At 73.7% G+C, this 13,100-nt stretch carries 12 protein-coding genes; 4 read left to right on the top strand and 8 right to left on the bottom strand.

The window, feature by feature from the left end; genetic code table 11:
• Nucleotides 1–201 precede the first annotated feature (201 nt).
• Nucleotides 202–1,524: an aminotransferase class I/II-fold pyridoxal phosphate-dependent enzyme gene (locus tag AB0K17_RS30330; RefSeq protein ID WP_365984961.1), complete on the bottom strand. Its 1,323-nt coding sequence runs from the start codon at nucleotides 1,522–1,524 to the stop codon at nucleotides 202–204.
• Between the two features lie 72 nt (nucleotides 1,525–1,596).
• On the opposite strand from AB0K17_RS30330, the gene AB0K17_RS30325 reads away from it, so the two are divergent.
• Genes AB0K17_RS30325 through AB0K17_RS30315 form a run of 3 tightly spaced genes read left to right on the top strand, consistent with a single transcriptional unit; the run spans nucleotide 1,597 to nucleotide 3,905 of the window.
• Nucleotides 1,597–2,868: an MFS transporter gene (locus AB0K17_RS30325; RefSeq protein ID WP_365984960.1), complete on the top strand. Its 1,272-nt coding sequence runs from the start codon at nucleotides 1,597–1,599 to the stop codon at nucleotides 2,866–2,868.
• Nucleotides 2,869–2,904: 36 nt separating this feature from the next.
• Nucleotides 2,905–3,465, top strand: coding sequence for a GNAT family protein (locus AB0K17_RS30320; protein ID WP_365984959.1), 561 nt, complete (start codon nucleotides 2,905–2,907; stop codon nucleotides 3,463–3,465).
• A gap of 56 nt (nucleotides 3,466–3,521) precedes the next feature.
• On the top strand, nucleotides 3,522–3,905 hold the full coding sequence (locus AB0K17_RS30315) for a hypothetical protein (RefSeq protein ID WP_365969992.1): 384 nt from the start codon (nucleotides 3,522–3,524) through the stop codon (nucleotides 3,903–3,905).
• Between the two features lie 85 nt (nucleotides 3,906–3,990).
• On the opposite strand, the gene AB0K17_RS30310 is transcribed toward AB0K17_RS30315, so the two are convergent.
• The 7 genes from AB0K17_RS30310 to AB0K17_RS30280 all read right to left on the bottom strand — a co-directional run bounded on the left by AB0K17_RS30310 (nucleotide 3,991) and on the right by AB0K17_RS30280 (nucleotide 10,275).
• A complete protein-coding gene (locus AB0K17_RS30310; protein ID WP_365984958.1) occupies nucleotides 3,991–4,443 on the bottom strand; it encodes an SRPBCC family protein in 453 nt (150 codons plus the stop codon).
• Complete coding sequence (locus AB0K17_RS30305; RefSeq protein WP_365984957.1) at nucleotides 4,440–5,987, bottom strand: alpha/beta fold hydrolase; 1,548 nt, start codon at nucleotides 5,985–5,987, stop codon at nucleotides 4,440–4,442. The genes AB0K17_RS30310 and AB0K17_RS30305 overlap by 4 nt, the downstream gene beginning before the upstream one ends.
• 107 nt (nucleotides 5,988–6,094) lie before the next feature.
• Nucleotides 6,095–6,964: a class II glutamine amidotransferase gene (locus AB0K17_RS30300; RefSeq protein ID WP_365984956.1), complete on the bottom strand. Its 870-nt coding sequence runs from the start codon at nucleotides 6,962–6,964 to the stop codon at nucleotides 6,095–6,097.
• A 35-nt stretch (nucleotides 6,965–6,999) separates the two neighbouring features.
• Entirely contained in the window at nucleotides 7,000–8,442 is a 1,443-nt protein-coding gene (locus AB0K17_RS30295) for a glutamate decarboxylase (protein ID WP_365969988.1), read from the bottom strand.
• A 250-nt stretch (nucleotides 8,443–8,692) separates the two neighbouring features.
• Nucleotides 8,693–8,869 (bottom strand): hypothetical protein, encoded by a 177-nt coding sequence (locus AB0K17_RS30290; RefSeq protein WP_365969987.1) that lies wholly within the window; start codon nucleotides 8,867–8,869, stop codon nucleotides 8,693–8,695.
• A gap of 135 nt (nucleotides 8,870–9,004) precedes the next feature.
• On the bottom strand, nucleotides 9,005–9,673 hold the full coding sequence (locus AB0K17_RS30285) for a hypothetical protein (protein WP_365984955.1): 669 nt from the start codon (nucleotides 9,671–9,673) through the stop codon (nucleotides 9,005–9,007).
• On the bottom strand, nucleotides 9,670–10,275 hold the full coding sequence (locus AB0K17_RS30280) for a sigma-70 family RNA polymerase sigma factor (protein WP_365969985.1): 606 nt from the start codon (nucleotides 10,273–10,275) through the stop codon (nucleotides 9,670–9,672). Before AB0K17_RS30280 ends, AB0K17_RS30285 begins: the two co-directional genes overlap by 4 nt.
• Before the next feature lie 657 nt (nucleotides 10,276–10,932).
• Between AB0K17_RS30280 and AB0K17_RS30275 the strand changes: the two genes are divergently transcribed.
• Nucleotides 10,933–12,996 (top strand): RICIN domain-containing protein, encoded by a 2,064-nt coding sequence (locus AB0K17_RS30275; RefSeq protein ID WP_365984954.1) that lies wholly within the window; start codon nucleotides 10,933–10,935, stop codon nucleotides 12,994–12,996.
• The last annotated feature ends 104 nt before the right edge of the window (nucleotides 12,997–13,100 follow it).

Here is a 13,100-nt window from a genome sequence, read left to right as displayed (position 1 = left end):
TTCTTCGCCTGTATGTGCCGGCAGCTGATCGACAACGCTCCTTACCGCGACTTGGGTGCAGCGCCCCGTCAGGGGCGCGGGGAACTGCGCGATCGGCCACCGACGGCCCGCAGTCGACGCGCCACCCCGAGGCCCCGGGCGAAACACGGCACCCTGGCTGCGGGCGCGTGGTGCCGCGTCACGCCCACGTGGTGGCAGCCGCTAGCCGCCGTAGGTGGCCTGGGTCTCCCCCAGGACTGACGCGAAGTCCCGGGCCAGGCGGGCGGCGTCGGCCGGGGGCAGTGCCGCGGCGGTGATGCGGACGCCGGGTGCGCTGTGGATGCGGAAGCGGGTGCCGGCGGCCACCCACCAGCCGTAGGTGCGCAGTCCGTTGACCACGGCGGATTCGTCCCGTACGGGCACCCAGACGTTCATGCCGCTCGCGCCGTGGGCGGGGATGCCGTGCCGGCCGAGCTCCGCGGTGAGGGCGCGGCGGCGCTCGGCGTAGGCCTGCCGTGCGCGCCCGACCAGGGCGCGCGTCACGTCGTCGGTCATCAGGGCGAGCACGGTCCGCTGCAGCAGGTGGCTGACCCAGCCGGAGGTCAGCAGCAGCCGGCCGTCGTGGCGGGCCAGGGTCGCCGGGTCGCAGGCGGCCGCCGCCCAGCGCAGGTCGGTGCCCAGGTACTTGGTCACCGTCGCCACGTGGGCCCAGCGGGTCAGGGCGCCGCCCGCGGTCAGGGTGTGCAGGGGCGCGGCTGCGATGGCGCCGGCGTGGTCGTTCTCGATCACCAGGACGTCGGGGGCCTCGCCGAGCACGCCGACGAGGGCGTCGCGGCGGGCGGCGGACAGGCAGCCGCCGTACGGGTTCTGGGCGCGCGGGCTGCAGACCACCGCCCGCACTCCTGCCCGCAGGGCGGCGCGCAGGGACTCGGGGCGCATGCCCTCGCCGTCGACCTCGACGGCGACCGTGCGCAGGCCGAGTGCGGTGACGAGGTCGAGGAGGTGGTGGTAGCCGGGGTCCTCCATGGCGACGGCGTCGCCGGGCCGCAGTTCGACGGAGAGCAGCCGGCCGATCAGGTCCAGCGCGCCGTGGGCGAAGGTCACGTGCTCGGCCGGCACTCCCTCCTGCCCCAGCCATGCGCGCACCTCCTCCTCCAGGAGCGGCAGCCGCGGTGCCGCGCGATGGGAGCCGGCGCCGGGCGTGAGCGGCGCGGGTGGGAGGAGGTCGGGCAGGAAGGCCGGGTCGGGGTGGCCGCCGGCCAGGTCGCGCAGGCCCTCGGGCACGCGGGGCGGGCGCCGGGTGGCGACGGCGGGCGCGGGGGCGACGACCGTGCCGCCGCGGCCGCGGGTGAGGACGATGCCGCGGCGGCGCAGCTCCTTGTAGGCGGTCGCCACGGTGCCGGGGCTGATGCCGAGGTCCTCGGCGAGCCGGCGTACCGGGGGCAGGGCCGCCCCCGGTGCGAGGGTGCCGTCGGTCACGGCGCGTTCGATGGACGCGGAAAGGGCCTTGGCCGTCGTACCGCTGATCCCATATTGTGCTGCCACACAGTCAATTATGTATTGATACATAACCGGTTGGCAAGAGCGCCGGCCGCCGGTGAACGGGGGAACAACAACGTGGGACACGTCCTTGCACGCATACCGGGAGGGCGCGACGGGCGCCTGATGCTGGTGGTGGCCCTGGTGGACCGGGTCGGCAGCGGCCTGTGGGCCGCCGCCTCGGTGCTGTACTTCACCTACGCCGCCCACCTCGGACTGGGCGAGGTGGGCACCCTCGTGGCGACCGCCGGCGTCACCGGCATCGCGGGGGCGCCCGTCGGCGGCCGCCTCGCCGACCGGCTGCCACTGACCCGCCTGCTGGCCGCCTTCCAGATCCTGCGCGCCCTCGCCGCTGCCGGCCTGTTGGCCTCCGGCGACTACGCCCTGCTGCTGCTCTGCTCGGCGGCCGGCGGGTTCGGCGACCGCGCGGCCAGCGTCCTGACCAAGCTGTACGGCACCCGGATCGCCGGCGACGAACGGGTGCGCTACCAGGCCGTCAACCGGACCGTCGCCAACGCCGGCTGGGCCCTCGGCGGCCTCGGCGCGGCCGTGGCGCTCGGCGCCGGGTCCGCCACCGTCTACCGCTGCCTGCTCCTCGCCGACGCCGCCTCCTTCGTGGCCGCCGCCCTGATCACCCTGCGGTGCGCCGAGGCCGCCGCGCCGTCGCGCGTCGTGGCCGCCGGGCCCGTGTCGCCCGGACCCGTGCCCGTCCCTGTGCCGGCACCGGCGCAGGTGCCGAGCCCGTGGCGCGACCGCACCTACCTCGCGTACATGGTCACCGACTGCGTGCTCTTCCTCGACGACGCCGTCTTCAAGGTGGGCCTGCCGCTGTGGGCGGTCCACGCCACGAAGGCTCCGCACGGCCTCGTTCCCGTCCTGCTGGTGCTCAACAACGTGCTGGTCGTCGCGCTGCAGGTGCCCCTCGCCCGCCTTGGGGCCACCACCGCCGCGGCTCGCCGCCTGCTGCTGCCGCTGTGCGGCGCCTTCGCCGTCGCCGGCCCGGCCATGGCCGCCTCCGCCGCCGGTGGTCCCGGGCTCGCGTCGGTTTCGCTGCTGCTGGCGGCCACCGCCTTCACCGTCGCCGAGATGCTCCACGCCGTCGTCTCCTGGGAGTTGTCCGTCGCCCTCGCGCCGGAGGCCGCCCAGGGCGCCTACCTGGGCGTGCACGGGCTGGCCCAGGCCGCGCAGCGCACGGTGGGCCCCCTGGCCGTGACGGCCGCCATCGCCGCCGGCCCGCTCGGCTGGACCGTCTTCGGCACAGCCATCGCCGGCACCTGCCTGGTGCAGCACCGCCTGGTACGGGGGCCGTTGCGGCGCCCGGCTGCCCTGCCGGAACCGGTGCGACAGTAGGGTGCCCGGCAGGGAAGATCTTTTGGAGGGGATGACATGCTGGCGATGCCGCTGGACGACGGTGCCGAACTGCGGGCGCTCGAGCCCTGGAACGCCGAGGAGTACCTCGCCCACATCGACCGTTCGCGGGAGTTCATAGGCCGCTACATCGCCCTGGCGGACCACGCCACCGACCTCGCCTCCGCCCGCGCCTTCCTGCAGGGGTACGCGGACAAGGCACTCGCCGACACCGGCCGCCTGTACGGCATATGGCGGCAGGGCACCCTCGTCGGCGGCGTCCTCTTCCGCACCTTCGACACCGAACGGCAGAACTGCGAACTGGGCAGCTGGCTGGAGGAGTCCGCCGTCGGCCACGGGCTCGTCACCCGGGCGTGCACGATGCTCATCGACTGGGCGGTCGAGGTGCGCGGCATGCACCGCATGGAGTGGCACGTCTCCTCGGCCAACGCCGCGAGCATCAACGTCGCCAAGCGCCTGGGCATGACGCTCGACGGCGTGCTGCGGGAGTCCTACCCCCACCAGGGTGTGCGCCACGACATGGAGGTCTGGTCCGTCCTGGCCCCGCAGTGGCGCGCACACCGGGCCGGCACCCGGTGACCCGGCCCGCCGGCGGGCGCAGGCTGCCCGTAGCGGTCACCGATGTGAGCGTCCGCGTGAAGAAGAACGTGGGAGCCTGCGGTCCGTACGCGCACATCGTGGCGGACTTCGAACCGCCCGCCGCCGGCGCCGAGGGACTGGAGCTGCTGTCCGTGGTGCCCCGGCGACGACTGCCGCCGGAGTTCCTGCCCGCCCTGCGCGAGGGGCTCGAGGAGGGGCTCGACGGGGTCGCGGCAGCGGTGCTGATCACCGACGGCACCTTCCACGAGGTGGATTCCGGCGATCTCGGCTACGTCCTCGCCGGCCGGCAGGCGGGCCGGGCCGCGCTGATCGCCGCGGGCCTGCTGCCGCCGCAGGAGGCGGCTGCGCTGCGTTGGGCCACCTGGCCTGGGCGTCCACGGCTTCAGGGCGTGTCCGGCGGACCGTGCAGCGGCCCGTAGGGGCGCGGGGCGGCGTTCGATCCGACGAGCACGGCACTTTCGTCTGCGGGCGCGTCGTGGCTTGTCGCGCAGTTCCCCGCGCCCCTTACGGGGCGCCGAGGAGTCCGTCGACCAGGCGGCCGTACAGGCGGCGGGCCACGAGGGTGGCCGGGGGAGCAAGGGCCGCGGGCAGGGCGCGCAGGTGGAGGGCGGCGGTCCACACGACGCGGGAGCCCGCCGCATCGGGGTGCACCTCGACGGCCACCCGACCGCCCAGGACACGCCCGCGCTTGACGATCCGGCACAGGCCGGGAGCGGTCGGTGTCGCAGGGCGCCACTCCACGACCTCCATCGGGTCGGTGAAAGCCACCGGGCCGCGGCCGGTGCGGGCCACGACACGGGTGCCGGGCCCGGTGGGCGGCGGTGTGGTCACCGCGACGGTGGTCAGCGGGACGTACGCCGTGTGCCGCTCCCAGTCCGTGACCCGCCGCCAGGCCTCCTCGGCCGGCAGCGGCGAGAGGCGTTCGACGGTGAAGCGGATCTCCCGCCTGGCTCTCACGGCCGTGCCGCCGTGCAGGTGAGGTCGCCGGCGGGCAGGCGGCCGTCGGCGAAGTAGGCGTTGACGGTGTCGTTGACGCAGGCGTTGGCGTAGGTGAGGCCGTAGACGGCGTGCCGGTAGGAGTGCGCCACGGTGACGAGCCGGGAGGACGGCCAGCGGGCGTGCAGGGCGCGGGCCTCGGCGTAGGGCACGCGCGGGTCGCCGGTCGCGTTGACCAGCAGGGCCGGCAGGTCGCCGGGCGCGTCGGCGGGGGGCTCGCGCGGCGGTGTCCAGAACACGCAGGGGGTGGTGTCGTTGACGAACGGGCCGAAGAGCGGATGGCGTGCCCGGCTGCGTTCGACGGCCCGCCAATGGGTCTGCGGGTCGCGCGGGCCGGGGGCGTCGGCGCACAGGTAGGCCGTCTGGCTGCCGGCGTAGGCGGAGTCCCGGCCGGTGAGCAGGGCGGGCAGAAGCTCGGCGAGGCCGGGGTCCGGCTCGACGGGACCGCTCTCGGCGGCCTGTTTGAGCGTACGCATCATGTCGGCGATCTGGCCGTCGGCCTCCGCGGTGTCCTCGCCGAGGACGGCGTACAGCAGTACGGGCATGACGTGCCGATCGATGCGGTAGGGGCCCACTGCGAGGGGTTCGCGGGCGGCGGCGGTGACGACGGCGTCGACGGTGGCCCGCACCTGCCGGGGCGTACGGCCCAGTCCGTAGCGCGCATGGTGGGCGGCGGTCCAGCGGGCCCAGTCGTCCAGGGCCTCCTCGTTGACGCGCTCGGTGCCGTACTCGGGCCAGGGGGCGAGGTGGTGGGGTTCGTGGACGCCGTCGAGGACGACGCGGTCCAGGCGGCCGGGGAACAGCGCGGCGTAGACCTCGCCCAGGTAGGTGCCGTAGGAGACGCCGAGGTAGGAAATGCGCCGTTCCCCGAGCGCCGCCCGGACCAGGTCCATGTCCCGTGCGGCGTTGCGGGTGGAGGCGTGGGGCAGCAGCGCGGCGGTGGGGCCCTGGTGACAGCGTGCGGCGAGGTCGCGCTGGAAGGCGGCCATCCGGTCGAAGTCGGCGCGGGTCGTGCCGGCCGAGCGCATGTACGTGCCGGTCGGCCAGCCGCAGTCGAGGGGGGCGTTGCGGCCGGCGAAGCGCGGGTCGATGCCGACCACGTCGTAGCGGGCACCCACGGTGCCCAGGGCCGCTCGGCGGTCGGGCAGGTAGTCGACGACGGGGTCGGCGGGGCCGCCCTCGTTGACGACGAGGGTGCCGATGCGGTGGGCCCGGTCGGTGGCGGGGATGCGGGCCACCGCGAGGGTCAGGGCAGGCCCGTCGGGGCGGGTGTGGTCCAGGGGCACGGTCACCTCGGCGCAGCGGGCGCCGGTGGCCTCCAGCCGCTTGCCGGCGTCGTCGTCGGGGCCGCGTACGCAGCTCGTCCAGGCCGGGGCGCGGCCGGCGGCCGGGCCGGGCGGGGCGGGGGCGGCGGCCGCCGGGAGCGCCGCGGCCAGGGCCAGCAGGGTCAGGAGGGCCGCGGCCGGTCGGCCGCGGCGGCTGCGGCGGGGGTGGGCGGGAGTCACCTGGCCGAGCGTAGGGGGCGCCGCCGGGCGTGGGGGCGGCTTCGGGCAGAGGGCCCCCTTTCAGGCGGTCCTTTCAGCCGGCCGCTTCAGGCGTTCAGGCCTCCGCTTCAGGCGGCCTTCTGGGAGGCGGCGGCCACCGGGTGCAGGTCGTCGAGGGTCAGACGGTGTGCGGGCGGGTCGGGCAGCACGACGGTGGTCGTGGTGATGCCGTCGGGGCCGGCGTGCAGGAGGGCACCGGGTTCCATCAGGCGCCAGTGGGGGTTGTCGTCCATGCGCTCGCTGGCGACGACGACGGCGTCGGTGCCGGTCAGGTCGCGGGAGTGGATGCGCATGCGGCCGGCGGTACCGCTGTGGTCGAGGTGGCGGTCGCCGTGGTGGCCGCCGGCCGGACGGTGCAGAACGTACAGGTCGTGGGTGTCGGGGTATCTCAGCGCCCACAGGTCGGCGGGGGTGACGAGGACGAAGTTGAGGGCGTAGACGGGCAGGTGGGCGGCGATCCATCCGGCGGCCGCGGCGATGCCGGCGGCGACGTCGCCGCCGTGGGCCCGGGTCTCGCGGGTGATCAGGGCGAAGAAGCGCTCGGAGTCGGTCTCGCCGGCGACGGCCGCGCGGTCGGGGCCGAGGTGGGCGTCGAGGGCGTCGAGCCCTTCGATGACGCCGTTGTGGGCGAAGAGGCGACCGTCCTGTTCGAAGGGGTGGGTGTTGCGAAGCTCCAGGCTGCCGGTGGAGGCGTAGCGGATGTGGGCGATGAAGGTGGCCGACTCGGTCTGCTTGGCCTCCTCGGCGAAGGCACGGTCCTCGTAGGCGGCGAGCGGGGCCTTGCTCACGTGGGGGGTGCCGTCGGGGGCGAAGGAGCCCAGGCCGGTGCCGTCGGGGTCGTGGTGGCTCTGGGTGCTGAGGCTGTCGGGGGCGTCGAGGAGCCAGAAGGTGGCGCGGGTGCGCTCGGGGGCGCTGGTGAGGCCGAACAGACGGCACATCGGGATCTCCTGACGGGGCGGTGGGTCGCTCGGGGTCAGTGGTGGCCGGGGCGGCGGGGGTTCTTGGTCTCGGCGCCATGGGCGAAGCCGCCGGCGTCGTCCTCGCTGCGGTGCGGCTCGCCCTGCTTCTCCAGGCGGGGCAGGACGCGGCGCAGGTCGGCCAGGAGCATGTCGGCGAGGTCGTGGCTGAATCCGTTGCGCACGACGACGCGCAGGGCGGCGAGGTCGGTGCGGTTGCGGGGGAAGGTGTAGGCGGGGACGAGCCAGCCGCGTTCGCGCAGGGCGGCGGAGACGTCGAAGACGGTGTAGTTGCGGATGTCCTCGCGCAGCGTGAAGGCGAAGACGGGGATGTCACCGCCGTCGGTGAGGAGTTCGAACGGGCCGAGCGCGGCGATCCGGCGGGCCAGGCGGGTGGCGACGTCGCGGCAGGTCTGCTGGACGCGGCGGTAGCCGTCGAAGCCCAGGCGCAGGAAGTTGTAGTACTGGGCGACGACCTGGGCACCGGGGCGGGAGAAGTTCAGTGCGAAGGTGGGCATGTCGCCGCCGAGGTAGTTCACGTGGAAGACCAGGTCCTGCGGGAGGGCGTCGGCGTCGCGCCACAGGGCCCAGCCGACCCCGGGCATCACCAGGCCGTACTTGTGCCCGGAGGTGTTGATGGAGGCGACCCTGGGGAGGCGGAAGTCCCAGGTGAGGTCGGGGTCGAGGAAGGGGGCGACCATGGCCCCGGAGGCGCCGTCGACGTGGACGGGGACGTCGAGGCCGGTGCGCTGCTGCAGCTCGTCGAGGGCCGCGCAGATCTCGGCGACGGGTTCGTAGGAGCCGTCGAAGGTGGAGCCGAGGACGGCGACGACGCCGATGGTGTTCTCGTCGCACAGCTCGGCGGCGTGCTGCGCGTCGAGGTGGTAACGGTCGCCCTCCATGGGGACGTAGCGGGGCTCGACCTCGAAGTAGTCGGCGAACTTCTCCCAGCAGATCTGGACGTTGACGCCCATCACCAGGTTGGGTCGGTCGGTGGACCTGCCCTCGGCGCGCCGGCGGTGCTGCCAACGGCGCTTGAGGGCGAGGCCGCCGAGCATGCACGCCTCGCTGGAGCCGGTGGTCGAGCAGCCGACGGCGTGGCGGGGGTCGGGGGCGTGCCAGAGCCGGGCGAGCATATGCACGCAGCGCGTCTCCAGTTCGGCGGTCTGCGGGTACTCGTCCTTGTCGATCATGTTCTTCTCGGCGCACTCGTGCATCAGGCGCAGGGCCTGGGGCTCGGCCCAGGTCGAGACGAACGTCGCGAGGTTCAGGCGGGCGTTGCCGTCGAGGAGCAGCTCGTCGTGGACGATCTGGTAGGCGGTGTCGGGTGCCATCTCCCCGTCGGGCATCCGGTAGCGGGGGACGGTGAGCGGCTCCCGGCTGTAGACGGGGTTCACCTCGATGTCCCGGCTGACGTGCTCGGCGTGGTGTCCGTCGTGGTGGCCCGGCATCGGTGACATCGGCGGGGTGTCCTCTCTCTTCGGCGCTTCGGCGCTTCCGTGCTTCGACGCTTCGGTGCTCTTCGCTGCTTCGGCGCTTCGGCGCTTCGTGCGGGTCTGGCACAGGTACCCGCGAGCGGGTGGGGGGACACGCCGCCAAGCGGGGTGCCGCCGGCGACGGCCGCGCGGTGCGCGGCTTGTGTTCGACTTGCCCGCGCGGGGAGGTCGCGAAGCGGCCGCGGGGCACGCGGCCCCGCGGCGGGGTGCGGGGTCAGCCGCGGTGCTGGAGCCAGAAGACGAGCATGCTCACCAGGCCGGTGCCGGTGCCGTAGCACACGCCGCGCAGGAGCAGGCCGAGGGCGGTGCGCCGGCGCCGGCGCGCCCAGCGGAGCGTACGGGCGAGGCGGCCTTCGCCGGGCACCGGGAGGGGGGCGGGGTTGTCGGGCATGGCGGATGTCCTCTTCTCCAGGGGTGCGTTTCGCGGGGGCGGGAAGTCCTCGTCCGGCCCGGTGGTCCGGTGGCCGAGGGCCGGGGCGGGGGCTTTCCGCCTTCGTGCGTGCGGTGTCCGGACGGGGCGGGGAGGTCAGCGTCCGGCGAAGTCGTGGAGGCGGTCGGCCAGGCGGCGGTCGGGGCCGCGGACGATGATGCAGGAGCCCTGGTGCTGCGTCGCCAGGCGGTCGACCTCCATTTCCAGGCCGCCGGTGGGCGCGCTGGCGAAGGAGCCGTTCTTGCCGACGTAGCGCGCCACCGCCTCCAGGCGGTCGAGGAAGGCCTCGTCGGGCGCCTCGGAGCCGACGACCCCGGTCATCACCTGGTGCAGCCAGTGCTTCGCCTCGCGGTTCTCGCCGAGGGCGAGGTGGTGCAGGTGCAGGCAGTACGCGGCGGTCCAGTGGCCCGCTCCGGCGGCCAGCTGCCACCAGAACTGGGCGCTCTCCGGGTGCCCGGTCAGGTACAGCAGGCACGCGAAGACCAGGGCGCCGTCGACGTCGAGGTGCTCCTCCCCGCGCCCGGCGCCGTCGGTGTCCTCGGCGAGCCGGTCCACGTGGACGGCCGCGTCGGGCTTGTTGAGGACCCAGCGCGAGACCACGGCCAGGTGCCGGGCCGCCTGGGCGGTGCGCGCCAGGTCCGGCGGCGGCGCCGCCTGGGCGGCGTCGGCTGCCAGCCGGCGCAGTGCGGCGGCCACGTCGAACGCGCCCGGTGGCGTGACCGGGACGCTGGCGCCCGCCAGGAGCTCGTCGATGGTGTGGGTCACTGCCCTCCCCCTTTCTTCTTCGTCCGGCCCCCGGTCGCGGGCAGCCCGAGCTGGGCGCGCAGCCGCTCCCTGGCCTTGCGGCCGTGGTAGTCGACGGTCCTCTCGTGCAGCCCCATGAACCGTGCGATGCGGGAGGTCTCGTAGCCGAGCAGGTGGCGCAGGACGATGACGGTGAACTGCCGGGTCGGCAGCTCGATGATCGCCTCGTACAGGCCGGTACTGCTCTCCATCAGCGCCAGCTTGTCCTTGGCCTCCCGCAGGGCGCGGGCGATCGGCCCGTTGATGACGAACGCCGGTGTGCGGTCCTCGGCGTCGAGTTGGCTGCGCACGCAGCGGTGCAGCACGGCGAGCGTGCGCTGCTCGACGTCCCCCTCCTGCAGCAACTGGCTCCAGCCGCCGAGGATCTCCAGGAAGGCCCGGTGGACCACCTCCTCGGCCGCGTACCGGCTGCCGAGGTGGATTTCGGCGAATGCGTGGAAGAACTCCTGGTGGCCGAGGTAGAACGCCTCGTAGTCCAGGGGCAGGGCCAGCACGTCGCCCGCCGGCCGGTCGCTCGCCTCGCCTTCGGGCGATGCGTCGGCACTGACGTCGCCATCGTTCACACGGGCCTCCGGCTTCTCGTCGTCACAGGGCCTCGTCGTCACAGGCCCGCAATTCCCGGACAGCAGGCAACACACCTGCGCAGAGGCACGGGTTGGCCTCTTGGAACCCACCCTGCCGATTTTCCGGACGGGACACTCATCGCCGACCCGAAAATATTACGAAGCGATCATGCGAGAGAACGGGGAGTGATCGCGGCATGAGGGGTCCGATGCCCCGCGGGAACGTCGCGACCTGGGCGGACGACCACGCAAGACGCTCCGACGCGAACCCGGTGATCACGAAGTGGGAAACGTCACATGCACGTTACTGCGGTCAGGAAGAGAATTCCCCGGCAGGTGATCAAGGGTGACAGCGTTGCCACGTTGTGCAATTGCACACAAGCGGAGGGCCTTATTCCATGGTAACGATCTTATTAAGCGGAGGGTCGACGACGGCCACCGCATTGGAATAGACCTAATCAAAACCGATCAGTAACTTCGGTTTTTCTTCCTCAAGTTGACGTTCACCGCGGTTCCATGCGCCTTTCTCTTGGATCCTGCACAGAAAACTTCCGCCCCAAACATCACTTCTGACACTCCGTTCGCTCTGGCATGCTTCCGGCCACCCACAACTCCCCACGGAAATGAGGTGTGGCTTTGCCTGGTCGCAGAAGACAGGTGCAGCAGCAACGGCGGCGAAAACGCGGCATGGTGGTCGCGGCCGTCGCCGTCACGGCAGGAGCGCTCGCGGGCGCCGCGGTGTTCGGCGGCGTCTTCCAGCACGAGCCGGACCGGCCCGGCATCGCCGCCGCCCAGGCGGCGGACGGCCCGGCCCCGGCGTCGGCACCCGCGCACGACCGCACACCGGACCCGGTTGTGCGAATACCCTCCGACGACCACGCCCACGGCATGGTCTACAAGGGACTGTCGCCCGCCCCGAAGGGCGACCGCTGCGCGGGCGTCCTGCGCACGGCCGACGGCCGGTGCACGCACGGCCCCGACAAGCCCCCCAAGGGTGTCGACATCGACAAGGACACCCCGCCCGCCGTCAAGACGCAGGACGTCGCCGAGACTCCGGACAAGCCCGGCACGGACGGCGGCGACAGCGGCGACGGCACCAAGGGCGACGCCAGGAACACGACCAGGCCCTCGGCGGGCACCCCCGCCTCCGTCGACGCCCGCCAGGCCGGCACCGCCGCCGCGAAGACCCCGCCCGCCCGCCCCGCGCAGGGCGGCACGGCGAGCACCCCCGCGGCGCCGTCGGGCCAGCAGGTGCAGTGCGACGGCGACGGCAGCACCGGCAACCGCGTGCAGGTCGTCTACGCCCACGCCCCCGGCAACGACCGGTACGCCGAGTACCTGGGGTCGTTCCGCAAGTGGGCCGCCGACGCGGACGCCATCTACTTCGCCAGCGCGCAGGAGACCGGAGGCGTGCGGCACATCCGCTTCGTCACCGGCGCCGACTGCGTCCCGAGCGTGCTCAACGTCGAGGTGTCCTCCTCCGCGCTCGCGGAGTTCGGCGCGCTGAACTCCGCGCTCGCCGCGCAGGGCTTCGACCGGCGCGACCGCAAGTACATGATCTTCGCGGACGCCAAGGTCTACTGCGGCATCGGCACCTTCAACGGTGACGAGCGCCCGGGTGCGAGCAACCTGAGCAACTTCGGCCCCTCCTACGGCCGGACGGACGCCGGCTGCTGGAGCGGCTCCACCGCCGCCCACGAGCTCGGGCACAACCTGGGAGCGGTCAACAACAGCGCCCCCAACACCAGCCGGGCCGCGCACTGCACCGACGAGTGGGACATCATGTGCTACTCGGACGCGCCGTACTACCCGGCCATGCGCACCGTCTGCCCCGAGCGCGGTCACGACGAGCGCCTGGACTGCAACCACGACGACTACTACAACACCAGTCCGCAACCGGGCAGCTACCTGGCCACGCACTGGAACGTCGCGAACAACCAGTTCCTGATGACCTCGGGCGGCACCACCCGCCCGAACCCGGACCCCAGCCCCACACCGACCCCGAAGCCGACCGGCAGCACCGGCCCGTCGAAGGGCCCCGTGCCCGTCGTCGGACAGCTGACGTCCGACTCGGCGGTGGTCAGCTGGCCGGCCGTGCCCTCCGCCTCCTGGTACCAGCTGCTGCTGAACGGCAGCCACCTGGCCTGGATCGGGCAGAACTCGGCCCGCATCTACAACCTGCGGCCGGACACCGACTACACGGTGGCCGTCTCCGTCCGCGACGGTGCCGGGCACGACTCCGGGGCGGGCCGCGCCGTGTCCTTCCACACGCCGGCGGTCGGAGCCACGGCCACCAAGCCGGGCTCGCGGTACACCCTGACCAACGGTCACACCGGCCTCGCGGCCGAGATGTGGGGCGGGAAGTCCGCGGACGGCACCGTCATGGTCGGCTCGCAGGCCACCGGCTTCGCCTCCCAGCAGTGGTACGCCGACGACGCCGGCGGCGGCAAGGTGCGGCTGCGCTCGGCCGCCACCGGCAAGTGCGTGCAGCTCGGCGGGACCCCGGGCCCGGGCCAGTGGGTCGCGCAGCGGCCCTGCTCCACCAGCGCCGCGCAGCAGTGGCGCCTGACGAAGGCCGGCGACGGCCTGCGCCTGGCCGCCGGTGACAGCTCCTACGTCCTGGGCGTCGGCAAGCGCCCGTACTACGGGGCGTGGCTGCTGGAGCTGCAGAGCCCCGACGGCTCCGGTTACCAGAACTGGACGCTGCAGAAGGCGTCCTGACCCCTTGAAGCGGTGGTGGGGGGGGGCCCCCCCCCGGCCCCCCCCCCCCCCCCCCCCCCCCCCCCAGCACCCGGGCGATAGACACCCCCCCCCCCCCCCCCCGC

The organism is Streptomyces sp. NPDC049585, from assembly GCF_040675615.1.
Taxonomy (GTDB): domain Bacteria; phylum Actinomycetota; class Actinomycetes; order Streptomycetales; family Streptomycetaceae; genus Streptomyces; species Streptomyces luteosporeus.
The sequence above is the reverse complement of the archived record's forward strand: the minus strand, read 5'-3'. Positions and strand labels throughout refer to the sequence as shown.